This window comes from Bartonella sp. B35(2025), assembly GCF_053794465.1.
Genome location: NZ_CP200035.1, coordinates 522,751 through 549,227 on the forward strand (window position 1 = coordinate 522,751; position 26,477 = coordinate 549,227).

Below are 26,477 nucleotides of genomic sequence, written 5' to 3' on the forward strand. Positions count from 1 at the left end.
GTTTTAAAGAGGGGCTTGTTTTCTTTATACTATGTTTATATCAAGAAATTATATTTTGAAGATATATTAAGAACTTTTATTTTGTAACCAATAACGATAGTCTGTTGTTGCAAACGTATGAGAAGGAACAGTTTGTGGAATATTTTGATTTTGATTTATTCGTTATTGGTGGTGGTTCGGGTGGTGTGCGTGCTGCACGCCTTGCTGGAGAGCTTGGTAAACGTGTTGCTATAGCAGAAGAATATCGTATAGGGGGAACTTGTGTTATTCGCGGTTGTGTTCCTAAAAAATTATACGTTTATGCATCACAATATGCAAGAGAGTTTAGTAAGAGTACCGGTTTTGGTTGGAAGTATACTGATTTAATTTTTAGCTGGGAAAAATTGGTTGCAGCTAAAAATAAGGAGATATCAAGATTAGAAAGGCTTTACCGTAAGGGATTAGAAAATAATAATGTTCATATTTATGAAAGTCGTGCTACATTTGTGGATGATCACACATTAGAGCTTTCTGTAACTGGTGAGAGAATAAGAGCAGAAAAAATTTTGATCGCGACGGGAGCAAAAATTGGATCAAACACTGCAATAATAGGTAGTGATTTGTGTCTTACTTCTAATGAAATTTTTGATCTTAAAAAATTACCAGAATCAATAATAATTATTGGCGGTGGGTATATTGGTGTTGAATTTGCTAATATTTTTCATGAATTAGGTGTAAAAACAACGCTGCTCCATCGTGGAGATTTAATCCTTCGTAATTTTGATTATGACTTGCGGCAGTTGCTTAGCAATGCAATGATTGAAAAGGGGATTTCTGTTGTTTATGGGGAATCTGTTTCTCAAGTCCAGGCTGTAGGTGATCATTATAACGTTATTTTATCGAGTGGGAAAACTATCAGTGCTGACAAAGTTATGTTGGCAACGGGTCGTGTGCCAAATACAACAGGCTTAAAACTTGAGAGAGCAGGTGTTAAATTAAATGAATTTGGTGCAGTTGTTGTTGATGAAAAGATGATGACAAATGTGTTTCATATTTGGGCTATTGGTGATGTCACGGGTCATATTCAATTAACACCTGTTGCAATTCATGATGCTATGTGTTTCATTAAAACTGCATTCAAGAATACTCCTACTATACCTGATTATGATTTAATTACAACAGCAGTTTTTTCACAACCTGAAATTGGAACAGTCGGTCTTTCAGAAGAAGAAGCGGTACATCGATATAAGCGTCTTGAAATTTATCGTACCGTTTTTCGTCCTATGCGCAATGTCTTCTCTGATAACTCGGAGAAAATGTTTATGAAGTTAGTTGTAGATGGTGAAAGTCGTGTTGTTTTGGGTGCACATATCTTAGGGGAAGGTGCTGGTGAGATAGCACAACTCATTGGGATATCTCTCAAGGGAAGACTTACAAAAGATGTGTTTGATGAAACTATGGCAGTGCATCCAACTGTAGCGGAAGAATTTGTAACGATGTATAAACCAAGTTATGTATATGAAAATGGGAAAAAAATAGAAAATTGAACAGCGAATATTATGGTAAGCGATAAAGCTTTTTATACTACAAGCTATAAGCTTAAGTTCTAGAGAGACTACAATGATAAAAGAATGGGCACCTGACTCTTGGAGAGAAAGGCCAATTAGACAAGTTCCGACTTATCCAGATAAATTTATTTTAGCAGATGTTGAACAAAAGCTGCACAGCTATCCTCCTTTAGTTTTTGCAGGTGAAGCACGTGATTTGAAAAGTGAATTAGCAGCAGTTGCGGAAAGTAAGGCTTTTCTATTGCAAGGTGGAGATTGTGCAGAAAGTTTTGCAGAACATGAAGCCGATAATATCCGTGATTTTTTTCGTGTATTTTTACAAATGGCAGTTGTTTTAACTTTTGGAAGTTCGAAGCCAGTTGTTAAGGTTGGCCGTATTGCTGGTCAGTTCGCAAAACCACGTTCTTCTGATGTAGAAAACAAAGAGGGAATTGAGCTTCCTGCTTATCGAGGAGATATTATTAATGGTATCGAATTTACTATAGATTCTCGTATTCCTGATCCACGACGAATGTCTATGGCTTATCGTCAATCAGCAGCAACACTTAATCTTTTACGTGCTTTTTCACAGGGTGGATATGCTAATTTAGAAAATGTTCATGCATGGATGTTAAGTTTTATTTCTAATAGCCCACAAGGTGAACGTTATGAATTATTAGCGGAGCGCATTTCTGAAGCAATTAATTTTATGCGTTCTATAGGAATTACATCCAAAACAAATTTTGTATTGCGTGAAACATCTTTTTATACCAGCCATGAAGCACTTTTACTTGGCTATGAAGAAGCTTTAACTCGGATTGATTCAACTTCTGGAGATTGGTATGCAACATCTGGACATATGCTGTGGATTGGTGATCGTACGCGTCAGATTGATCATGCACATGTTGAATATTGTCGTGGTATTAAAAATCCTATTGGGTTAAAGTGTGGTCCTTCTATTGATCCTGATGAGCTTTTAAGATTGATTGATATTTTAAACCCTGAAAATGATCTTGGTCGGCTGACTCTTATTACCCGTTTTGGTTATGATAAGATTGAAAACTATCTTCCAAAATTAATTCGTGCAGTTGAGCGTGAGAAGCGTAAGGTTGTATGGTCGTGTGATCCAATGCACGGTAACACAGTCACTATGAATGGCTATAAAACACGTCCCTTTGATTATGTTTTAAAGGAAGTAGAAAAATTTTTTTTAATACATCATGGAGAGGGAACTTATCCAGGTGGTATTCATATTGAAATGACTGGTCGTAATGTAACTGAATGTACAGGTGGTGCACATGCCATTTCTGTTGAAGATTTGTCTAATCGCTATCATACGCATTGTGATCCACGATTGAATGCAGATCAGGCATTAGAATTAGCTTTTCTTGTGGCTGAACTTCTAAAAAAAAATCGTGATAATGATTCATTAGCTGCTGTTGTGAATGGTTAAAATGAAAATTACATAACATTTATTATTTTTATTGTTTATGTAGAATATTTTTAAAAGAAAAGAATATTTTTCGGTGTTCAAAACAGAGTTATATCACTAAATTAATGGGATGATACAAAGGCTTATGAAAAATGATTTGCGGGTAGTAGTTGCCCAATTGAATCCTGTTGTTGGTGATATTGAGGGAAATTTTTCTCTTGCAGTAATGGCACATCAGCAAGCTAAAGTAGAAGGAGCTGATCTTGTTTTATTCTCTGAACTTTTTATCAGCGCTTATCCACCGGAAGATCTTGTTCTTAAACCTATTTTTATAAAAGCATGTGAAGATGCTACTAAAGAATTAGCAAAAGTAACAGCAGAAGGACCTGGAATTATAATTGGTCTACCATTAAGGTATAATGATAATATTTACAATGGTGCTATACTTCTTGATGAGGGACGGATAATTACCCAAAGCTTGAAGTTTGATTTACCTAATTATGCTGAATTTGATGAAAAGCGTGTATTTTCTGCTGGTTTACGTCCTGATCCTATTGTCTATCGTGGAATAAGGTTAGGAATAATGATTTGTGAAGATATTTGGAATGATTCCTCTATCTGTACAGATCTTGTTAATAAAGGAGCTGAGATTATTCTCGTCCTTAATGGATCTCCTTATTATCGTAATAAAACACTAAAACGTATAGAAGTTGTTCGTAAACAAGCTATTCAATCTGGTGTACCGATTATTTATGCTAATCAAGTTGGTGGTCAGGATGAGTTAGTTTTTGATGGTGGATCTTTTGCATTAAATGAACAAGGCAAAATAGTGTGTCAAATGAAACATTTTGAAAGTCATATTGCTTTGAGCCATTGGCGACGAAAGTCTACAGGATGGCAATGTGTTGCTAGTCCTAATGAAAATCTTTTCAACGGATTAGCTGCTGATTATCAAGCTTGTGTTTTGGGTTTAGGAGATTACGTCAATAAAAACCATTTTAAGGATGTTGTTCTTGGCCTTTCAGGAGGGATTGACTCAGCACTTTGTGCAGCAATGGCGGTGGATGCTCTTGGTGCTGAGAGAGTTCGTACTGTAATGATGCCCTATTATTATACTTCAAAAGAATCGCTGAGGGATGCTAAAGATTGTGCACGTCTTTTAGGATGTCATTATGAAGTAATACCGATTGTGCAGCTTGTTGAGGATTTTTTGAATACGATGGCGCCTATTTTTTTAGGATTACCATCTGATGTTACAGAAGAAAATCTTCAAAGTCGTATACGAGGAACTATTTTAATGGCTCTTTCGAATAAATTGGGTTCAATGGTGGTGACAACAGGCAATAAGTCAGAAATTGCTGTAGGATATACAACACTTTATGGTGATATGAATGGAGGATTTAATCCTATTAAAGATATTTATAAAATGCAGGTCTATGCATTAGCTGAATGGCGCAATAAAAATCATCTACAAAATTTTTTAGGACCAGATGGGATTGTAATTCCACCAAATATTATAGCAAAAACACCTTCTGCAGAGCTTCGAGAAAATCAAAAAGACGAAGATTCTCTCCCTCCTTATCCTATTTTAGATGATATTTTACAGTCTCTTATAGAAAATGATATGAGTGTTTATGATGTTGTTAAACGTGGACATTTACGAGAAACGGTTAAAAAAATTGAACATCTTCTTTACTTAGCTGAATATAAACGGCAACAATCTGCGCCTGGTGTTAAAATAAGTTGTAAGAATTTTGGGCGCGACCGTCGTTATCCCATAGTCAATCGTTTTCGTGATAAAAGTTGAGCATTATTTATGATAAAAGTTCGTTTTGCACCCTCACCAACAGGTTATATCCATATTGGCAATACTCGTACTGCATTGTTTAACTGGCTCTATGCACAGGCAAATAATGGGACATTTGTTTTACGCTATGATGATACAGATGTTGAACGCTCTAAGCAAGAATATGTTGATGGTATTATGGTTGATCTTGAATGGCTTGGTATAAAACCAGATGAAATTTATTATCAATCTAAACGCGTAATTCGATATCATCAGGTTGCGGAAATTTTAAAACAAAGTGGTCTTCTTTATCCTTGTTATGAAACAGCAGAAGAATTAGAACGGCGTCGTAAAATTCAGCTTCTGCGCAAACAACCTCCTGTTTATGACCGTACAGCGTTAAAATTGACGCAAGAGGATAAATCAGCATTAGAATCTCAAGGACGCAGGCCTCATTGGCGCTTTCTTCTTCCTAATTTTGAAACTGATCCATTTCAAACCAAAAGGACAGAAATTTATTGGGAAGATATTGTGAAAGGAAAACAGACAATTGATTTATCTTCTCTTTCAGATCCTGTTTTAATTCGTGAAGATGGAAGTTATCTTTATACGTTGCCTTCTGTGATTGATGATATAGATATGGCTATTACACATATTATTCGTGGTGATGATCATATTACTAATACAGGTTTGCAAATTGCTCTGTTTGAAGCGCTTAATGCAAAACCACCAATTTTTGCTCATATTAATTTATTAGCTACAGTTTCAGGGAAAGGATTTTCAAAACGTAATGATGATCTGTCTATTCGCTCTTTACGAGAAGAAGGAATCGAATCTATCGCTATTCAGTGTCTTTCTGTTTTAATCGGAACTTCAAAAAATGTGCATCCCTATCCTAATCAGGAAGCTCTTTTAGAGCATTTTAATCTCCAAGATACATCAAGATCAGTTGCAAAATTTGATGTAACGGATCTTCTTACTTTGAATAGTCATCTTGTCCATGAATTAACTTATGAAGAAGTTAAAATACGACTTAAAAATCTTTCTATTGATGGAGAAAAAGTAGAGTATTTTTGGAATGCGATAAGAGGTAATATTGATAAAGTAAATGATTCCATTTTGTGGTGGAAAATTATTAATGATAAGAAGATTTTTAATACAGTTGCACTTGAAGATCGTGCATTTGTGCGTCAATCTATTGATTTATTTCCTGAAGGTGCACTGAGTGATGAAAGTTGGAAAATTTGGACAACAGCATTAAAAGAAAAAACAGGACGTAGAGGGAAAGCTTTATTTATGCCATTACGTCAGGCGCTAACTGGGATGGATCATGGTCCTGAAATGGGAAAACTTTTACAACTCTTAGGACGTGAAAAGGTAATAGAGAGATTGACCATTTAGGGATAGTAAAGAACTACAATGAAAGTATTCTTTTAACTTTCATGATATTACCAAAGAAAAAATTTTAGTTTAAGTGCGGCTTTTTATAAGCATGAATGCTGGGATATTATCTCCAAATCCAACAGTAGGATAATTTTTATTTTTCTGAGAACGATATAGTTCAGATGGATTTATTTTATTATTTGCAGTTTCAATATGATTTATTTTGTTATCTTTTAATGATTTTTTAGTTTGTACAGACCGATTTTTTTGAGCAGATTTTTTCGGTGATTTTATAGATTTTTTCTTTAAAATAGTGCTATTTTCCTGATCATCTGTTATTAGAGTAGATAGATCTCCATTAAGCCATTCAATTTTTTCATTACTTATTTCTTCAATAGCATTGATATATTTTTGATCATCTTTTGTAACAATTGTAAAAGCTTTTCCACTACGATTTGCACGCCCTGTACGGCCAATTCTATGAATATAGTCTTCAGCATGTGTGGGGACATCATAGTTGAAAACATGACTTACAGCTGGGATATCAAGACCACGTGCAGCAACATCAGAAGCAACGAGAAGTGTGAGCTTAGAGTCTTTAAAATCAGCCAGCGTGCTCATGCGCGAATACTGATCCATATCTCCATGAAGTGCACCCACATTAAAATTATGTCTAATAAGTGATCTAAAAAGCTCAGAGATATCCTTTTTTCGATTACAGAATATAATAGCATTTTTAAGTTTGTCACCTTCATTGTAGATAAGTTCTCGCAAAACAGCTCTTTTATCCCATGCTTTGTGACCAGATTTAACCAGCCATTGCGTGATTGTTGTAGCTGTTGAGGATGCTTTTGTAATTTCAATAGATATAGGGAAATGTAAAAATTGTTTTGTTAATTCTGTGATTTCTGGTGCCATTGTTGCAGAAAAGAACAAAGTTTGACGAGTAAAAGGGGTTAATTTACAGACACGTTCTATATCAGGAATAAAGCCCATATCCAACATACGATCGGCTTCATCAATAACAAGGATTTCAACACCCATAAGGAGTAATTTACCGCGTTCAAAATGATCAAGAAGACGTCCTGGTGTTGCTATAAGAACATCAGCACCTCGTTCAAGTTTACGATCTTGGTGTTCAAAAGAAACGCCACCAATCAAAAGTGCAACATTTAAACGATGATTTATTCCATATTTATCAAAACTTTTTTCTACTTGATCTGCTAATTCTCGTGTTGGTTCTAAGATGAGAGTACGGGGCATTCGTGCTCTTGCACGGCCTTTTTCAAGTAATGTGAGCATAGGTAAAACAAAAGATGCAGTTTTTCCTGTCCCTGTTTGAGCGATTCCTAGAACGTCTTTTTTTTGAAGGACATGAGGGATCGTTTCACTTTGAATAGGAGTGGGAATCTTATATCCAACTGATTTTACTGCTTTAATAACTTTTTCGGAAAGACCTAAATCATCGAAACTATTTAAAGATAATGTCATTTTTTCTGTCAATTGTTCTGCAATTCTAACCTAACTATTAAATTATTAATAAATTAAAATTCTACACTGTTAAAAAGGGTTAAGACGCATTTGCAAAAAAGTCAACTATAATGGTCAGTTACACGTAAAAAGCATATAATAGTTAATAGCGAAATTGTTCTGATAAAATACGTTCATCCCATGAGTGATCAGAATCAAAGAGGATTGAAGCTGTTACTTCAGTAGCAGATGAAATGATAACTGAATGTACAGATTTTACTTCAACATTATCTGCTGCGGCATTCACGGGACGTTTATCTGGTTCAAGCATATCAAAACGTACTGTTGCTGTATTAGGAAGCAATGCTCCATGCCAGCGCCGAGGGCGAAAGGGGCTAACGGGGGTAAGTGCCATAAGAGGAGCCATAAGGGGTAAAATAGGTCCTTGTGCTGACAAATTATATGCAGTAGATCCTGCTGGTGTAGCAACGAGGATACCGTCGCAACTTAATTGTTCCATGCGTACATTATCATCAATGATAATACGAATTTTAGCTGCTTGATAAGATTGACGAAATAAAGATACTTCATTGATTGCAAGCGCTTCAACATATTTTTTGCATTCAGCTTCTGCAATCATACGAAGGGGATGGATTTGTTTTTTGTGCGCGACAGCTATGCGGTTTGGCAAGTCTTTCTCATGAAATTCATTCATAAGGAATCCTACAGAGCCTTTATTCATGCCATAAATAGGTTTTCCTGTATTCATAACATCTCGCACCGTTTGTAACATTGTTCCATCACCACCGATTGCAACAATAATATCGGTTTCTTCAAGAGAAGAATGGCCATAAATAGAAATTAGCTTATTGGTAGCTTTAATAGCTTCTTTGGTTTCAGCAGAAATGAAATGAAAGCGGCTTGGTAATATAGTCATTAACATTGTTCCAGTATTGTAATGAGTTATTTTGTAGCTTACTTTTTCATAGTTTTGAAGTTGTATATAAAAACTGTTTTTTCAAAATAGAAATTTTATATGAAAAGCAATTTACTTGAGGTAAGATATAATTTTAAGGATAACAAGAAAATTGTATGTATTGTACGCATAACATCAGCACACATTATCATACATTTTTTATATTTTTTGTCGGAATGATAATTCATCGTTGAAGATAAGAATGTGATCAGTTAAAAGATCAAAACTGGTTTAATAATTTGTTTTAAGCACCCGTAGCTCAGTTGGATAGAGCGCTGCCCTCCGAAGGCAGAGGTCACAGATTCGAATTCTGTCGGGTGCACCAAAATTTTCGATTTTATCTCATATCATTTTTATGACCATCTTATCAGAAAAGATGTATTTGTTTTTTATTAAAGCAGTTATTTTTGTTGCTTATTAAATTATTTAATGAATAAAAAAATTAAAAAAAATAAAATTTATTATTTTATGTAAGTTATTAAATTTTATTATTTAAAATATTAATATAACTAATTTGTAAAAAAATGAAAAAATTGATATTATCAAATTACTTAACTATTATCCTATAAATAGATTTAAAGTTATAATATTTATTTTTAATATTTTTATTGTAAAATAATAAAATTATGCTAAATTATATTGTAGAATTAATATTCTGTAATAATTACTACTATAATAAATAGTATTAATATGTAATTTTATTATTATTTTATAAAATTTTGAAAAATATAATGTTTATCTTTTTATATTTAGATAATTAATAAAATTTATCATATAAGTATATATAATAACTTTTCTTTTTTATTTTATAGATAAATCAACGATATTAAATCTTATATTTTAAATAAATAAGAAGAAAAATTATGACTGTTATATTAAATCCTGGCAAAGTAACATTTAATGAACTTGAGGACATTTATTGGAATGGTAAAGTAAGCAAACTTCATGATAGTACGCATTTAGCTATCAAAAAGGGTGCGGATCGTATTACTGAAATTGTTACTGGAAGTGAGCTAGTTTATGGTATCAATACTGGTTTTGGCAAATTAGCTTCGATTAAAATTGATGTAAATGATGTGACGATTTTACAAAGAAATCTTATTTTGTCACATTGTTGCGGTGTGGGAACTCCTTTAGCTGAAAATATTGTGCGTTTGATGATGACTTTAAAACTTATTTCGCTAGGGAGAGGAGTTTCAGGTGTCCGTTTAGAATTGATACATTTGTTAGAAAATATGCTTGCAAATGGAGTGATTCCTATCGTCCCTGAAAAGGGATCAGTTGGTGCATCGGGTGATCTTGCTCCACTTGCTCATATGGCTGCTGTTATGATAGGGGAAGGGGAAGCATTCTTTAAAAATGTTCGTATGAGTGGGGCGGCTGCTTTAGAAAAAGCAGGATTATCACCTATTGTTTTAGAAGCGAAAGAGGGTTTGGCTCTTATCAATGGAACTCAAACGTCAACAGCACTCGCTCTTGCAGGTATTTTTCGTGGTTATCGGGCATTATGCGGTGGACTTCTTGCGAGTGCATTAACAACAGATGCTGTTATGGGATCAACAGCTCCTTTTCATCCAGATATTCATATTTTACGTGGTCATTATGGGCAGATTGTGGTATCGCAGACATTAGAAAAACTTGTAGAGGGATCAGAAATTCGGGTTGCACATTTGTATAATGATAATCGCGTACAGGATCCTTACTGTATACGTTGTCAGCCACAGGTTATGGGAGCATGTTTTGATGTTCTTACAACATCAGCAAAAACACTCATTATTGAAGCAAATGCAGTTACAGATAATCCATTGATTTTAAGCAACGGTAAAATTGTATCAGGGGGAAATTTCCATGCTGAACCTGTAGCGTTTGCTGCTGATCAAATTGCCCTCGCTTTATGTGAAATAGGATCGATTTCTCAAAGACGTATTGCTCTTATGATTGATCCAGCAGTTTCTTATAAGCTTCCAGCTTTTTTAGCTAAAAATGTAGGTCTTAATTCGGGTTTTATGATTGCTGAAGTAACAGCAGCTGCTTTAATGTCTGAAAATAAACAAATGGCTCATCCTACTTCTGTTGATTCAACGCCAACTGCAGCAAATCAGGAAGATCACGTTTCAATGGCATGTCATGGTGCTCGTCGATTATTGGCAATGAGTGAAAATCTTTTTATGATTATTGCAATTGAAACACTTATCGCAGCACAAGGGATTGAGTATCGTGCTCCTTTAAAAACAAGCCCCTTATTGCAGTCTGTTATAGAGCGTCTACGTAAAAATGTTGATACTCTTAAGGAAGATCGCTATTTAGCTTCAGACCTTCATGAGGGGTATATGCTTGTGAGTGAAGGGCACTTATTATCTATTTTACCGGAAACAATTCTTCCACAATTGCAGTAAAAACGGTGTTTATCTTTAAGATCAGATAAGAATGAAAAATGCTTAATCTCATATTTTCTCAGGTAAGATCATTGAGTTCAATCATATATTTAAATAACCTAAATATAAAGCACTTAATTTAATACTTTGATATTTATTATCTCCATAATTCTATAATAAATTAGTTAAAAACGATACGATGGTTGTGAGAGTAATTTTTGTCATTATCATCATATTGTTGAACATATCATCTTAATGATACTTGCTCCTTTAAAGTTTTTTTGCTAAATGCGGCAAGCATTAATTTTAATTGCTATGAGGGTACTGAATAAATATCATCATAGGAGCTTTTTCGTTATCAATGGCTCTTTAAATTGAGAAGGAAAAAGAGTACGATTTTTTAGTTGGAACCGGTGTTCATTGCATTGTTACTTAAAATGAGTTCCTGTATCTTAGCCGCTGCGATGCTGTGCTCTTTTGTGAAAATGAAGCAATAGAAATTTAAAATCCTTTAGGTTCGTTAGAGTTTTTTCACATTTTAATTGGCTTTAATGCTTATTAATTTATGAATCTTACTTTTATGAAGGGGATAACAGTATTTTGAAGAAAGAAATGGCAATAAATGAATTTAAACGAGGTATGAACAAGCGCCAGGTTATTTTTTTAGCTCTTGGTTCTGCTATCGGAACAGGTCTTTTTTACGGATCTGCACAAGCAATTAAACTTGCTGGTCCAAGCGTCCTAATTGCTTATTGTATTGCTGGTTTGGCTATTTTTATGGTTATGCGAGCTCTTGGTGAAATGATTATTCACAATCCGCTACCTGGTTCTTTTGCTCGTTATGCCACAAATTACATTTCACCATTAGCTGGTTTTGTAACAGGATGGACATATGTTTTTGAGATGATTCTTGTTGGCTTGGCTGATATTACGGCTTTTGCAACTTATATGGGATTTTGGTATCCTGATGTTGCACCTTGGATATGGGCACTCAGTATTACATTAATTATTACTGGTATTAATTTAGCAAAAGTAGAAGTGTATGGTGAGCTAGAGTTTTGGTTGTCTTCCATAAAGATTATTGCCATCATTATTATGATTATTTTAGGGATAGCAATAATTTTATGGAGTTGGGGTACAAATACTACTTTCTCCACTGTTAGTATTCATAATTTATGGGAAAATGGTGGTATCTTCCCCAATGGTTGGTTTGGTTTTTTGGCTTGCTTTAGTGTTGTTGTTTTTGCTTTTGGTGGCATAGAAATCATCGGGATGGCAGTGATGGAGGTACAGGATCCTCATCAAACTATCTCAAAGGCAATAAATTCTACTCCTGTTCGTATTTTGCTATTTTATGTCATGACATTAGTCGTTTTAATGTCACTTTATCCTTGGAATAAGATTGGCCTTATGGACAGCCCTTTCGTTTCAATTTTTGAAAGTCTTGGGATCTCATCAGCTGCTAATATTCTAAATATTGTTGTTGTTACAGCAGCTATTTCAGCAATGAATAGTGCAATGTATGGTGCTGGTCGCATGATTCATGGACTATCGCAGGAAGGTTATGCATTGAAAAAATTTCAATATTTATCAAAAAATGGTATACCAATTTTTGTTATTTTATTGATCTTGGGTATCTTTCTTCTTGGCGTTATCCTTAATTATTTTTACCATGATCGGCTGTTTTTTCTTATTGCAGCAATGGCAACATTTGCGACAGTTTTCGTTTGGATGATGATTATCTTGTCACAGATTTTTATGCGGTTAAAAATACCTAAAGAAATACAGCGTAGTTTGAAATTTCCAATCCCATTTTGGCCAATAGGATCAATTTTTTCTATTTTATTTATAGTCTTTATTTTTGTTTTGTTATGGTTTTTTGATGACACACGGCCAGTTTTGATTGTAGGTATTAGTTGGATTACTTGGCTTGTAATATGTTTTTATATACTTAGACTTTATAATTTTAAAAAAAGAAAGATACATTAGAGTCAGAATAAGAATTAATTCAACAATAAATAATGAGTAATTTTATGGCAGAAAGATATCTAAGTAATTATTCTTCCAAGATTGAAGGTGATCTAGCCAATTATTATTTATTTTAGAGTAATTTGTATAATATTATTAAATAGTGCTGTTAACTGACATAAAAAAAATACTTGCTAATAGTAGCAGATAGATAAAAGCAAGTAAAATAATAAAAAATTTCTATGGCTATCTTAAATATATAGATGAAAAAAATATCAATGAGCTTATACAATAACTTATATTTATTTATTTTAGAGCTCATTTAAGGAAAAAAATAAAATAAAGCTTTAAATTATTTGAGCTTTGATAGCTCTATTCATTATAGTTAAGATATTACATCAATAAGTTTGGTTCATTGCCTGTGATGATATAGAAGAATTTAAGTAAGACATGGTAGAGACAGAAAAAATATTCTTAAGATATATAACACTAAGCTTTTATGATGTGTTGCCTCACAAAATAAAATATTAGGCATTGATACGAGTATATCAATTGATTTTCCCTATTTTTTCAAAGAGAGTGGTGGGCGTGATAGGGATTGAACCTATGACCCCTACGATGTCAACGTAGTGCTCTTCCACTGAGCTACACGCCCATTCAATAATGCTGCATACACCATATACAGCTACAAACGTCAATGCTTAATTTAATTTTCTGTTTAACTAGGTATGGATAATTTTAAAAAAATACCTTTTTAAGCAGCTATAAGTATTTTCTCTACCTCATTTACCAGCTCACGCAAATGAAATGGCTTAGAGAGCACTTTTGCATCAGGAGGGGTATCACTGTTTGAATTCAATGCAACTGCTGCAAAGCCTGTAATAAACATTACCCGTAAGTCAGGATCAATTTCAGTAGCACGTCGTGCTAATTCGATTCCATCCATTTCTGGCATTACAATATCAGTAAGTAGAAGAGAAAATGGTTCTTCTTGTAAACGTTGATATGCGCTAGCACCATTATCGAAATCAGTAACTTCGTAGCCTGCTTTTTTTAAGGCTTTTGCTAAGAAGCGACGCATATCGTTATCATCTTCTGCGAGCAAGATTCGTTTCATGACTATGTTCCAATTGCTCCATTTGTCAGAGTTTGTTACTACATTTATTTATACAATATAGAGTATTTATAAAAAAAGAGATAAAATGCTCATACTTGGAATGAATGGCGAAATGGTTAATTTTTACATATTTATTAAAAATATAAAATATTAATTTTGAATTAGTTAAATTTGAAATGTGTGTGATATTAAAAAAAGGAGCAGTATATGAATGGTTTGATCTCAGTTAATTGCATGCTCTGTTTTTTTAATTTTATTCATTTTAGTTATGAATATACTAAAATTTTCATAACTCATATTCATTTTAAAAATTATGAATATGGGAAGATTAGAAGGTTATTATATTGATTTGTTATTTTTGAAAAGTTATATGGTAGAAAGGAGCTTTTATGGCTGTTTATTTCCTGTATGCTTTCTGAGCTACACATTGTAGATGCGGGGAATTCGTTTTCAGTATATTTTCTTCTCCTTTAGTGGATAAAGGTTATACTTATGGCACAGCATGAAAATAAAATTTTTTAATAATATATCAGGAATATAGTTTTGCTATTTTATTTGAATAGTTATGTTATATTAAAATTTGTTTGTAAATTAGGGTTATTAATTCGATAAATTATTTAAATATATTTATAATGTAAGAAATTAGTTTAATTTTAATATAAAAAGGATTTTTACAAAGTTTTATATTGTATAAGGTAAAGGTCTTAATTTTTTTATGTATATAAAATATTCTATCAAATAAAAGATCGTACATATATTTCTACTTTAAAAATTAAGTAAATTTTTTATGGCACGATTAAACTATAGTGTTATTAAAAATGTTATGTTATTGGCTTATCATCAAAAATAAATACATCAAACACAGCCCAAAATTGTTTCTGGTGGTATTCTTCATGTATGATTGTATCAAGTTCAGCACCTGCAATTGTTATACTGTCTATCAAACGTGTATGTTGGCATAATTGTCGCACCTCAATATTATTGGCAATATTGTTTTGATTAGCAAGGATAAACAGTGTTGGGATTTGTAATTGTCCATTAAGTATATTTTTTTTCATGATCTCAATGGTATTGAGTATTGATGCCATCCATCGAAACGTTGGGGAAGGCATAAAAAAATTGGAGAAAAAAGATGTTTTATTAGTATGCCAAAATTGCATATTTTGTTGTTTTAATTTTTTTTCGCCTTTAATTGGCAAGAATCCAAGGCCTATATCAGAAAAAAGTTGTATTAATTTGTGTTGAAAGCTATTTGTTTTATAGCCAAATGGGGCAAAAAGAGGAGAAACACAGAGCATTCTATTGAATTGATTGTTAATAAGATCCAGTCCACTAAGTGCTACCAATCCACCCGCACCATAGGCTAGTATATAATAAGGTGGTGGACAATTAGGATACACAATGTTTTTGAGAAATTCATCTAAATCATTAATGTGATTATTAACATCAAAATAGTTATATTGGTTCTGTTTTATTGTCTTAAATTGTGATTTTTCTCGATCAGACCAGTCAAATATTGCCGTATAAAAACCACGTTTAGAAATTTCATTCATTGGTAAAAAATATTCTTCTATGGTATCCGCATAATTTTCAAGAATAACAACTGTTCCTTTATGTTTTTTTATATCAGGATGAGTTATTGCAAAACGAATTTTGTGATCAACGGCTATTTTGAGGTAGCTATTACTAATATTTGGAGGAGGAGAATCTCTGTTTTTAAGATAATAAAGAGGCGTTTCCAATTGATATCCTTGATATAGTTTATTTTTATAATTTAGTGTGAAGCAAAATGAAAAAAACTTGCATTAATATAAATGATGATGAAGGGTTAAAAAATAGTTATATTGCTTTTGGGTATTTTTTCAGAATTAAAGCAAAAAAGAGTTGAAATAGGGGACAATGATTACCAAATAAGGAGTGCGGTCGCCACGATGGGACTGCTGGTTCACGGGCAGGTTTGCCATTTGGGAACTTTGTGAGTCAACAATAGTCGCTCTAAAGGAGGGCAATATTATGCGTCAAGTAGATTTTTCACCATTTTATCGTTCAACTGTAGGTTTTGATCATCTTTTAAATTGGTTTGATTCTAGAACACAACCAGATGATGTTTCCTCTTATCCACCGTATAATATTGAACGTTTAACTGAGGATTCTTATAGGATTTCTATGGCTGTTGCAGGATTTTCTCAGGATGAAATCGATATTGAAACGCATTGCAACCAGCTGATCATTAAGGGTGAAAGAATGCCTGAAAATGATGATGAAAAACGGGAATTTCTTTACCGAGGTATTGCTTCACGTGCTTTTGAACGGCGTTTTCATTTGGCTGATCATGTTAAAGTTACGGGAGCAGAGCTTGCTGATGGTCTTCTTCATATTCAGCTTAAAAGGGAAATGCCAGCTGAGTTAAAACCAAAAAAGATAATTGTGCAAGCTTCACCATATGCTGTAAAAAATGGTAATGAGAATGGTATAAGTAAGACTCGTTTAAAAGCAGAGAAGACTGAGTAGTTATGATTCATAAAATAGAAAAGTGACGCGGGACAAAGGTCTCGCGTTTTTTATATTTTCTATTAAAAAAAATTATTTGAATACAATTCGTTATTACAAATTTACAACAGTAATGTTTCTACATATCTTTGAATATCAGAGAAAATAAAATAGACTGCTAAAATTGCATGAGCGTACAGTAGAATAGTAATTTAATTCAAAAAACGTGTGTACTTTTCATTTTTCGATATAATGACTTAGAAAGAAATGGTCGGAGCGGCGGGATTTGAACCCACGACCCCTTGACCCCCAGTCAAGTGCGCTACCAGGCTGCGCTACGCCCCGAACCGTACAAGACGACTAAACGACTGTTTCTTTAAAGGCAAGAAAAAAATGAATAGAATCACATGTTCAACTATTTTGTATGAATTATGAAAAAATGAGGTAAAATTTTTGTATTTTTAGATGAGTTTATTTTTGGGTACTGAGCAGGTATGAGAGAAGAAAATGTCCTTTTAATATTTTTGTTGATTTAGTAAAAATTTTTCAAAAAAGATTTTGTCTATATTTGATTTTTATGAAATAGACATTTTTGTGTACCATATGGATTGCAATGATAGCAAAAATGGAACTTTAAATAAATATGTAATTATAGCTATAATTTATTGGATATAAGTTTTTTATCTTTATAAGGAATAATAAAACAGTAAGAGATAAATTAAAATATTTTTATTGTTAATTCCAAATGGTTGAAATATAGCAGACAAAACTATTTAATGTGCTTTTTTAGCAAGAAAAGAGTAAACGATGAGTCGTTTTTCGATAATGAATTTGACGAAAGCCGCAGTAGATCGTGTTAAAACTATTATGGATACAAAGGATGCGCGTGGTATCATTATTGGCGTCAAAAAAGGTGGCTGCGCGGGGATGGAATATACAATTAATCTTGTAAAAGAAGAGATTCTAGATGTGGATATTATTGAAATTGATGGTGCTCGCGTTTTTATAGCGCGTGATGCAGTATTATTTTTATTAGGGACACAGATGGATTATGAAACGACGACGCTTCGATCTGGTTTTGTATTCAAAAATCCTAACCAAGTTTCAGCATGTGGGTGTGGTGAATCGGTAGAACTGCGCCCTATCTCACAAAATCAGTTAAACAAGGCATATGGGGCGGAGTGAGTCTAATAAGATTACGTTTAACTGGCTAATGAACCTGTTCATTTTTTGGCTAATAAAATTATAATAGTTCTTTATTTTTTATTTTTAACTTTATCTCAAAAAGCTTTTACTTTGTTCAATTTTGTATCGGCTAGTATTTTAGAAAATTAAATGGCTTTTCTAAAATATAGGCAAAGTAACTTTAGAATTTCATATTTGTTTTTTAATATTTTTTATAAATTAGCTATCTAGATAGCGTTTGAGATTAAGAGGAGTGAAATAAAGATCGATAAGATTATTAATATCTTTTGGCACCAATATTTATGTTATCTTCGATAAATAATCTGGATATGTTAGCTGTTCCAACGTCTGTGTAACCACATCCATTGGCCGGGATATTCACGTACCCAAGCTTCCACAATGTCATTTAATTTTTGTGTAGAAGCAGCTATATCGATTTCATTATTTTCATCAAGTAAAAGTTCTATACGTTCGTACAACTCTAGACGATAGCGTCCTCCAGCTAGACGAATACAGCGTGCAGGGTAAATATCGCAGTTATACTGCCGAGCAAGTTTTATAATTAAGGGGTTTGTTTGAACCGGTCTGTTAAAAAATGTGCTTAAAATACCTCTATGAAACTTTTGATCGACAAGTACACCAATATTTTCACCTTCTGCTAATTTGGCTGCTAATGCCCAAGTTGAACCAGCTTTAGATGGGACAAGATGCCCCATAGAGGTTTGCCGAGCTTTAAGAACTCGTTTTGCAATATAAGGATTATTGGGGGGTCTAAATAATACTGTAACATTAAGATCAAAACTTTGTGCACATATAGGAAGAAGTTCGAAATTTCCGGTATGAGCCGTAAAAAAGATATGTGGTTTTTTTTCATTTTTTAATCGCTGGAATATCTCAGCACCATTAACTTCAACAAGACCTAGTTTGTTAATATTAGGATCAAAATCAAAAATTTTATCAAGAAAGATATATTCAGCAAGAAGTCTTCCTATATTTTCCCACATTTCTATTGCAATCGCATGGAGTTCTTGTTCTGTTTTTTCTGGGTAAGCAGCTCTGAGGTTTGCAAGCGCGATTTGATGACGAGATATGAGGGGGCCGAATGTTTTTGCTAACCAAGAAAAAAAAGAAAATCCAATATTGGCAGGAAAATATTTTAGAATAAATAAAGTACTAATTAACAGATGTGCCCACAACCAATCAAAGGAGTTTTTAGCTATAATTTTAGTATGATATATAAAACTCTTAATATAAAATTTTATCATGATTTAATTGATTTCGAGAATAATTTTGCCAAAAATATCACGACTTTCCATTCGTTTTAAAGCTGTATCAATTTCATCAAATCCAATAATTGTATCAATGACAGGTTGAATAACTCCTTGTGCCATTTTTTGCATAGCATTTTGCATATTTTCTATACGACAGCCAAATGAACCAAATATTTTAAGTTGCTGCTGGAATAGCTGCATCAAATTCATTTGTGCTGAAACACCAGAAGTAGAACCACAAGTTACCAAGCGTGCTCCGCGTTTCATACATAAAATAGAACCACCCCATGTATCTGCACCCACATGTTCAAAAACAACGTCAACACCTTTTTTTTGAGTTAATTTACGAACAATACCTTCAAAACGGTCTTTACGGTAATTAATAATGTAGTCTGCTCCAAGAGATTGTGCCTTTGCAATTTTGTTATCTGATCCTACAGTAGTAATGACTGTGCATCCCGCATTTTTTGCGATCTGAATAGCTGCTGAACCAATACCAGAGCCGCCAGCATGGATCAAAATTGTTTCTCCAGCTTGTAGTTTTGCATTATCAAAAAGCATATGTTCTACGGTACCAAAGGTAATAGGCGCAACAGCTGCTTGTATTTTATCGCATTCTGGAGGCGCTGGAACCAATAAACGTGCTGGAAGATTAACAAGTTCACAAGCAAAGCCATCAAGATGAAAGCCATAAACACCGTTTACATGACTACAAAGATTATCTTGCCCTTTGCAACAAGCTTGGCAGAGACCACAGGTTAGTGCACCGTAAATTGAAACAAGCTGTCCAAGTTGTAAATTTTGAACATTATCTCCCAATTGAATGATTTCCCCAGAAGCTTCCGCACCTATAATAATTGGCATTTTTCTTTTTGCAAAAGCCATACCACGCCATCCCCACACATCAATATGATTAAGGGTGACAATTTTTATGCGCACCGTTACTTCATCGAGATTGGGTGGTGGCGGTGGTGCAAGATCGGTGATTTTAAGTTGGCGCTCGTTGAGTAGTTGCAGTGCACGCATTACTATTCTCTTTAAATTTAGATGTTATAAAGTTGATTGTTGAAAGTTTGTTATTAAAAGATTACCTTTTATATGCTGTTATAACAAGGCTTGTATTTTGGCCTCCAAAACCAAAAGAATTGGATAAAACTGCATTAATGCGGGCTTTTCGGCTATAATTGGGAACAACATCTAAAGGAATGGCAGGATCAGGATCATCATAATTGATCGTAGGAGGAAGGATACCTGATTGGATGGTTAAAAGTGAGAAAACAGCTTCTATTGCGCCTGCAGCGGTTAATGTGTGGCCAATCATTGATTTATTAGAAGAGACCGGGATATGCTGTAGAATATCACCAAATACTGTTGATAATGCTAAGTACTCCATCTTTTCATTTTCGGGTGTTGAAGTACCATGTGCATTGATATAATCAATTTCATTAATAGTTATGTTTGCGTCGGATAAAGCTTTACGGACTGATTCAATTGCTGGTGATGCATCAGGCTTTGAACGTGTGCGATGAAAATCATCTGCTGTCTCTCCGCATCCAGCCAAAATTCCTAAAATTGTTGCTTTACGGTCTAAAGCGCTTTTAAGAGATTCAAGAACAAGAGCTCCTGATCCTTCTGCCATAACAAAGCCATTTCGATCACGGCTAAATGGTTTTGCAGCTTTTTCTGCAGGATCATTATTGGTTGAAAGGGCAGATAATAATGAAAAACGAATAAGAGATTCTTCTGAAACTGAACCATCTGTAGCAATTGTAAGTGCACGCTTAGTTTCACCTCGTCGAATGGATTCAACACCTAACTGAATCGCTGTTGCACCAGATGCACAAGCGGTTGAAAGTGTAATAGGAATCCCCTTTGTTCCAAATTTTTCTTGAAGTTTTTCTGCAATTGCACCAAACTGTGTTGTTTCAAAAAGCACTTTATGGTTTTTTTTACTACACACTTCAAGAAGATGTTGATAGGAAGGCTCACTACTGAAGGCTCCTTCTTGATCAAGAGCAAAACGTGCTTTCCACCCAAGCTCTACAGGAGGAGATGCTAAAAATAATGGTCCGTTAAAATTTGTTTTATCAAGAGCAGCTTGTTCTAAAGCTTCTTCTGCTGCCAGATGAGCTAGTTTTTCAGAAAGTGCTGAGGCACCAAGCGTGCTTTCTTTAAGAAAATCAACAGTTCCAGCAATACGTGTATTTAATCCTTCAACAGGGAAACGTGTTATTTTATGGATACCACTTACACCACTTATTAATTTTTGCCAATTTTTATGTTTTCCTTGCCCAAGTGATGTTACAACTCCTGCTCCAGTTATTGCTACGAGTGGACGTCCAAGATAATCGCTGTATTTCACTATAGAAATCCCCTTAAATAGCAGTTAAACGTACCACACCTTCAGCTCTTTTTATACCAACGGTGGTAACAAATGCTTCATATACTTCTTTAGAAAAAGATTTTTCATGAGTACTTAATGCTGGAAAACTATGTCTTTTTTTAACAGCAATAGCAGCAAGTGCAAGTGCTAAAGGAAATTGTGCTTCTCGCATATAACCAAATAATGTCGTAATTCCACGATAAAATATACCAACATTATCAAGAGCACTTTGTTCTGCTTCTGTCACTTCATGAGCGCCTGAAGCCGCTGAAATTGTAAAAGCAGATTCTGCCTTTGCTGTTTTTAACATTGTTGTAATTGTATCTTTAAGTGGTCTTTTTGTTCTGTTTGTCTGGTCTGTAATAATCTGACTAATTTCAGCATAAACATGGGCATTTCGTTTTTTTGCGTGTTCTTCACTTTCAAGAACAAAAAAGATACCACCAGAACCAGTTATGACACCACCACCGAGGCAAGCTTTACGATCCCACACTGGCGTCCACCCACTACGTGATAAAAGACCACCAAGTTCATGTGCCAACAACATATCATAACTTTGTGCGTTATATGAGCTTCCTACCAGTGCATGTGTACTCTGGCCTGATCGAATACGAGCTGCAGCAATTTGAATAGCAGCAAGCCCACTGCCTTCTTCACCCATAAAGGTGCGAGAAGATCCAGTTACTTTATGAACGATTGAAATATTTCCAGCCAAAAGATTTGAAAGTTGTGCTAAAAATAAAGTTGGACGAAGTTCACTTGAAAGGGCAGAATTCAACATGGAATCTTTATCAACCGCTGTGCGTGCTTTAGAAAGAATCTGCGTATCAACAACAACATCGCGTTCCCCACCACCTGCTGCGACAATCATATCCATTGTTGATGTTAATTGTTCATCATTTTTTATTCCTGCATCATTAAGGGCAAGGCCAGCTGCGTAGGTACCAAGGCGTTGCCACGTTCCCATTTGTCGTTGATCACTTCGTTTTGGAATTTGTAAATTCCAGTCAACCTCAGCTAATTTGTGGACAGTATATGGTAAAAAAGTTGTACAATCAAGGTGTGGTTTAACTGTTGGACCATTCAAGATATTCCAATGATAATCAACCCCTTCACCCAAAGAGCTTATAAGACCTATACCAGTGATGAATACAGCGTGATCATACATGGTAAAAAAATATTAACCGGCTTGTTTTAAAGAAACGAGTTCATCAATTTTTGTACAAAGATTTTTAAGAACAAAGTATTCCTCAGTTGTAACTGCACCTTCATTAATTTCTTGAGTCCACTGCTCTAGAGGAACTTTAATTCCAAACTCTTTATCAATCGCAAAAACAATATCAAGAAAGTCAAGGCTATCGATTCCTAAATCGTTAATTGTATGGCTTTCAGGTGTGATCATGCTGCGATCAATTTCACTAATTTCTGCGATAATATCAGCAACTTTATCAAACGTAGAAGACAATATACAGTTCCTTATTATAGGGTTAATAAATTTAAAATATATTTAAATTCCATTCTTTTAGCCCTTTTTTCCTTAGAAAAAAAGGTCAAATCTAGAATTAGCTATCTTTTCAATATAAAAAACAAATTTACTACACATAAATTTATCACTTTTTATGGTTTTGCGAAAATTTGAAATTTTATCTTGAGTTCATTTATTTGAGCTTATCTTATTACAAAGTTTTTTTCTATTTGCAGCAAGAACTGCAAGAGCTGTCATATTTACAACTCCCCGTGAAGTTACTGAAGGCGTTAGTATATGTACAGGACGTGAAGCTCCGATTAAGATAGGGCCGATATGAAGTGCATTGGTTAAATTTTTAACAATATTGAGCGTGATATTGGCAGCGTCAAGTGTTGGGAAGACAAGTAAATTGGCTTCATCCTTAAGACGTGAATCAGGAAAAACACGATCACGCAAAATTTTGGAAAGTGCAGCATCACCGTGCATTTCCCCATCAGCTTCTAAATTTGGGTATAATTTAGCAAGAATTTCGGTAGCGCGGCGCATCTTACGCGCACTTTCTGTGTTTTTGGAGCCAAAATTTGAGTGTGACAATAATGCTGCTTTTGGTGTTATACCAAATGCTTCGATTTCTTGAGCTGCTAGTACTGTCATTTCTACTATTTCTTCAGCAGAAGGATCTTCATTAACGTAAGTATCTGTTAAAAAAAGAGTGCCAAGCGAGGAGATAAGCAAACTGACAGCAGAAAAATGACTAACATTGGGATCAAGCCCAATAATTTGTTCAATTAATTCAAGATTACGTTCAAAACGTCCTTCTAAACCACAGATCATGGCATCAGCTTCGTTACGCATAACAGCTAAAGCAGCAATAGCTGTGGTTGATGTTCTGACAATTGTTTTTGCAACTTCAGGTGAAACACCACGTCTACCTGTATAATGAAGAAATAACTGAACATAATCACGAAAACGCGGGTCATCTTCTGGATTTGTAAGTTCAAAATCTATGCCAGGGCGAATTTTTAAGCCAAAGCGTTTTAATCTTGTTTCTACTACGTGTGGACGGCCAATGAGAAGAGGAATTGCGGTGTTTTCTTCAAGAACAATTTGTGCTGCACGGAGTACGCGCTCATCCTCACCATTAGAATAGATGACGCGCTTACGCTTTGCTGTTTTGGCGGCTGCAAAAACAGGTTTCATCGTTAAACCAGAACGGAATACAAAGCGATTAAGAATATCATGATAGGCAGACATATCTTCAATTGGTCGTACTGCTACGCCAGTTTCCATTGCTGCCTTAGCAACGGCAGGAGCAATACGTAAAATTAAGCGTGGATCAAAAGGGGAGGGAATGAGATAATCTGGTCCAAAATTAGATGGTTTTTTTGAATAGGCACGCGCTGCTATATCTGAAGATTCTTCACAAGCTAGGGCAGCAATAGCATAGACTGCTGCTATTTTCATTTCTTCATTAATCGCGGTAGCACAAACATCTAATGCTCCACGGAAAATATAAGGAAAACAGAGGACATTATTAACCTGATTGGGATAATCAGAACGTCCTGTACAGATCATGGCATCTGGTCGGACAGCACGTGCTTCTTCTGGCATAATTTCTGGGGTTGGGTTAGCAAGTGCTAAAATTAATGGCTTTGGAGCCATTTTTTTTAGATATTCAGGTTTTAAAACACCACTTGCTGAAACACCTAAGAAGATATCGGCACCATCAATAATTTCTGATAAGACACGCGCATCCGTTTTTTGCGCATAATTGATCTTCCAACGATCCATAAGTGTTGTTCGACCCTCATAGACGACACCATCTAGATCACTAAGCCAAATATTTTCAATTTTCGCTCCAAGACGAACCAAAAGATTAACACAAGCCAGAGCAGCAGCACCTGCACCTGAGGTAACTATTTTTACATTTTCAATTTTTTTTTCAGCGAGATTTAATGCATTTAATACAGCTGCAGAAACAATAATGGCAGTTCCATGTTGATCATCATGAAAAACTGGAATATTCATCTTAGCACGAAGTTTTTCTTCGATTTCGAAACATTCAGGAGCTTTGATATCTTCAAGATTAATACCACCGAATGTTGGCTCTAATGCAGATATGGTTTCTACCATTTGTTCAACATTAGGTGCATCAAGTTCAATATCAAAAACATCAATATTTGCAAATTTTTTGAATAAAACTGCTTTTCCTTCCATGACTGGTTTTGAAGCAAGTGCACCAATATTTCCTAATCCAAGAACAGCAGTTCCATTTGATATAACCGCCACTAAATTAGAGCGGGAGGTATATTGAGCTGCAAGATTCGGGTCGTTATGAATTGCAAGGCATGGCGCAGCAACACCTGGAGAATAAGCAAGCGCTAAATCACGTTGGTTACCGAGAGGTTTTGTCGCTTGTATTTCTAATTTTCCAGGATTTGGATATTGGTGATAAAAAAGTGCTGCGCTATCAAATTCAGTCTCTTGTGAACTGAAATTATTATTTTGTTTTGTAGACATTCTTATGATATCCGGATAGTGTGCGTTTATATAAACATCATGGCTTTTGATAAAGTTTGGTCTACTAATATATTTTGATTGATCTGAATGCAAAAATGTATTGGTGAGAAATTTTCTGGATTATATTGATTAATAATTTCATTGATATTGACATTATTATTTTATCTCTCTTTAGCAAAATTTTGCAACAGTTAATTAATTTAAAAAGCTTTATAGTAAAATATTAGTAGCATCTACATTACCAAGCAGTCGTTTCTTTTGCAATGTTTTCAAGAAAGGAAGACAAGCACAAAAAATAATTGCTTGTTATTCCCTTAATCCTAATTCACTGAAGTTTAGCCCCTCATTTATTATTTTATAGATGAAGGTAGTTTTAAAACCTACAACTTACACCTCATGTGATTATTAATACACTTTCAGGAGAAAAACGACAAGCTGAATGATAGCGGGAATGCCGCTTATCTTCATCATTGATACAATATAAAAAAACTAATTTATAATTAAAATTATATAAAATATATAGGAATAATAATTCAATAGAAGTAGATATTTAGAAAGTAAATGATAAGCTTAAGGGTAAATTTGATGAGTATTTCAATTAAATTAAAATATAATTGAAAGATATTGATTAAGTGCTTAATAAGTAAAATTATTGTCTTTAGATTCTAATTAACAGAATCAATTTGAATCAAAATGATGGTAAGGATATCTAAAATAGTATTCGTATTAAGTTGGTATACGATTTATTATTCACTTTATTATTTTAATAGAGTAAATATTGTAATATTCATGATAGCTTAACTCATTCACTGAGTGGTCGTAATTCTTTGATTTTAGGTTTAGCTGAATTAACTTATTATTGAATAAAAGGCAGCTATTTAAATAAATAAAATCTTTTTATAAGAAATTAAGAAGAAGTTCATAAAAATCTTGTTGATGTAAGTTACACCAATGCTAGTTTTTTCACATTTAATAATTTTTTGAATACAGCTAAAAATATCCTTTTATATATTATTTAATAAAAATGATAAAATTTCTAGTACATAGAAATAAATTATTGGTATAGGAAATTATGTATTAAGTAACTAATGGACAGGCTTATTGTATAAAATTACAACTATAATAAG

Annotated in this window: 18 protein-coding genes and 3 tRNA genes; 9 read left to right on the plus strand and 12 right to left on the minus strand. The window is 34.0% G+C overall.

The features are described from left to right. Positions 1 to 134 precede the first annotated feature (134 nt). The 4 genes from gor to gltX all read left to right on the plus strand — a co-directional run bounded on the left by gor (position 135) and on the right by gltX (position 6,145). Positions 135 to 1,526, plus strand: coding sequence for a glutathione-disulfide reductase (gene gor / locus V4P56_RS02090; RefSeq protein ID WP_455482434.1), 1,392 nt, complete (start codon positions 135 to 137; stop codon positions 1,524 to 1,526). 73 nt (positions 1,527 to 1,599) lie between these two features. Beyond that, complete coding sequence (locus tag V4P56_RS02095) at positions 1,600 to 2,979, plus strand: class II 3-deoxy-7-phosphoheptulonate synthase (protein WP_455482435.1); 1,380 nt, start codon at positions 1,600 to 1,602, stop codon at positions 2,977 to 2,979. A 124-nt stretch (positions 2,980 to 3,103) separates the two neighbouring features. Next, on the plus strand, positions 3,104 to 4,765 hold the full coding sequence (locus V4P56_RS02100; RefSeq protein ID WP_455482436.1) for an NAD+ synthase: 1,662 nt from the start codon (positions 3,104 to 3,106) through the stop codon (positions 4,763 to 4,765). Positions 4,766 to 4,774: 9 nt separating this feature from the next. Further along, entirely contained in the window at positions 4,775 to 6,145 is a 1,371-nt protein-coding gene (gltX, locus tag V4P56_RS02105; protein WP_455482437.1) for a glutamate--tRNA ligase, read from the plus strand. A 69-nt stretch (positions 6,146 to 6,214) separates the two neighbouring features. Here the strand turns inward: gltX and V4P56_RS02110 are convergent, their stop codons facing one another. Then, on the minus strand, positions 6,215 to 7,618 hold the full coding sequence (locus tag V4P56_RS02110) for a DEAD/DEAH box helicase (RefSeq protein WP_455482438.1): 1,404 nt from the start codon (positions 7,616 to 7,618) through the stop codon (positions 6,215 to 6,217). A 142-nt stretch (positions 7,619 to 7,760) separates the two neighbouring features. Next, a complete protein-coding gene (locus tag V4P56_RS02115) occupies positions 7,761 to 8,534 on the minus strand; it encodes an NAD kinase (protein WP_455482439.1) in 774 nt (257 codons plus the stop codon). 287 nt (positions 8,535 to 8,821) lie between these two features. On the opposite strand from V4P56_RS02115, the gene V4P56_RS02120 reads away from it, so the two are divergent. The 3 genes from V4P56_RS02120 (at position 8,822) to V4P56_RS02130 (ending at position 12,937) form a co-directional block, all read left to right on the plus strand. Next, a tRNA-Arg gene (locus V4P56_RS02120) sits at positions 8,822 to 8,898 on the plus strand. Positions 8,899 to 9,436: 538 nt separating this feature from the next. Next, positions 9,437 to 10,969: a histidine ammonia-lyase gene (hutH, locus tag V4P56_RS02125; RefSeq protein WP_455482440.1), complete on the plus strand. Its 1,533-nt coding sequence runs from the start codon at positions 9,437 to 9,439 to the stop codon at positions 10,967 to 10,969. Between the two features lie 591 nt (positions 10,970 to 11,560). After that, positions 11,561 to 12,937 carry an amino acid permease gene (locus tag V4P56_RS02130; RefSeq protein WP_455482441.1) on the plus strand — a complete coding sequence of 459 codons (1,377 nt, stop codon included), beginning with the start codon at positions 11,561 to 11,563 and terminating at the stop codon, positions 12,935 to 12,937. A gap of 559 nt (positions 12,938 to 13,496) precedes the next feature. On the opposite strand, the gene V4P56_RS02135 is transcribed toward V4P56_RS02130, so the two are convergent. The 3 genes from V4P56_RS02135 to V4P56_RS02145 all read right to left on the minus strand — a co-directional run bounded on the left by V4P56_RS02135 (position 13,497) and on the right by V4P56_RS02145 (position 15,775). Next, positions 13,497 to 13,571, minus strand: a tRNA-Val gene (locus V4P56_RS02135). A 99-nt stretch (positions 13,572 to 13,670) separates the two neighbouring features. After that, positions 13,671 to 14,033, minus strand: coding sequence for a cell cycle two-component system response regulator CpdR (gene cpdR / locus V4P56_RS02140; protein WP_455482442.1), 363 nt, complete (start codon positions 14,031 to 14,033; stop codon positions 13,671 to 13,673). An 821-nt stretch (positions 14,034 to 14,854) separates the two neighbouring features. After that, complete coding sequence (locus V4P56_RS02145) at positions 14,855 to 15,775, minus strand: serine aminopeptidase domain-containing protein (RefSeq protein ID WP_455482443.1); 921 nt, start codon at positions 15,773 to 15,775, stop codon at positions 14,855 to 14,857. Positions 15,776 to 16,046: 271 nt separating this feature from the next. On the opposite strand from V4P56_RS02145, the gene V4P56_RS02150 reads away from it, so the two are divergent. Beyond that, complete coding sequence (locus V4P56_RS02150; RefSeq protein ID WP_455482444.1) at positions 16,047 to 16,544, plus strand: Hsp20 family protein; 498 nt, start codon at positions 16,047 to 16,049, stop codon at positions 16,542 to 16,544. A 247-nt stretch (positions 16,545 to 16,791) separates the two neighbouring features. Here the strand turns inward: V4P56_RS02150 and V4P56_RS02155 are convergent. Then, a tRNA-Pro gene (locus V4P56_RS02155) sits at positions 16,792 to 16,868 on the minus strand. Positions 16,869 to 17,330: 462 nt separating this feature from the next. Here V4P56_RS02155 and V4P56_RS02160 point away from each other — a divergent pair. Further along, a complete protein-coding gene (locus tag V4P56_RS02160; protein ID WP_455482445.1) occupies positions 17,331 to 17,708 on the plus strand; it encodes an iron-sulfur cluster assembly accessory protein in 378 nt (125 codons plus the stop codon). A 332-nt stretch (positions 17,709 to 18,040) separates the two neighbouring features. On the opposite strand, the gene V4P56_RS02165 is transcribed toward V4P56_RS02160, so the two are convergent. The 6 genes from V4P56_RS02165 to V4P56_RS02190 form a co-directional block, all read right to left on the minus strand. Then, positions 18,041 to 18,970, minus strand: coding sequence for a lipid A biosynthesis lauroyl acyltransferase (locus V4P56_RS02165; RefSeq protein ID WP_455482637.1), 930 nt, complete (start codon positions 18,968 to 18,970; stop codon positions 18,041 to 18,043). 6 nt (positions 18,971 to 18,976) lie between these two features. After that, the gene (locus V4P56_RS02170; protein WP_455482446.1) at positions 18,977 to 20,005 is read right to left on the minus strand and encodes a zinc-binding dehydrogenase; all 1,029 of its coding nucleotides are present in this window, start codon (positions 20,003 to 20,005) and stop codon (positions 18,977 to 18,979) included. Between the two features lie 61 nt (positions 20,006 to 20,066). Continuing rightward, complete coding sequence (locus V4P56_RS02175; RefSeq protein ID WP_455482447.1) at positions 20,067 to 21,341, minus strand: beta-ketoacyl-ACP synthase; 1,275 nt, start codon at positions 21,339 to 21,341, stop codon at positions 20,067 to 20,069. 13 nt (positions 21,342 to 21,354) lie between these two features. After that, the gene (locus V4P56_RS02180; RefSeq protein ID WP_455482448.1) at positions 21,355 to 22,530 is read right to left on the minus strand and encodes a beta-ketoacyl-ACP synthase; all 1,176 of its coding nucleotides are present in this window, start codon (positions 22,528 to 22,530) and stop codon (positions 21,355 to 21,357) included. A gap of 12 nt (positions 22,531 to 22,542) precedes the next feature. Beyond that, positions 22,543 to 22,827, minus strand: coding sequence for an acyl carrier protein (locus V4P56_RS02185; RefSeq protein WP_455482449.1), 285 nt, complete (start codon positions 22,825 to 22,827; stop codon positions 22,543 to 22,545). Positions 22,828 to 23,016: 189 nt separating this feature from the next. Further along, positions 23,017 to 25,350, minus strand: a complete 2,334-nt coding sequence (locus V4P56_RS02190) for an NADP-dependent malic enzyme (protein ID WP_455482450.1) — start codon at positions 25,348 to 25,350, stop codon at positions 23,017 to 23,019. Positions 25,351 to 26,477: the final 1,127 nt, after the last annotated feature.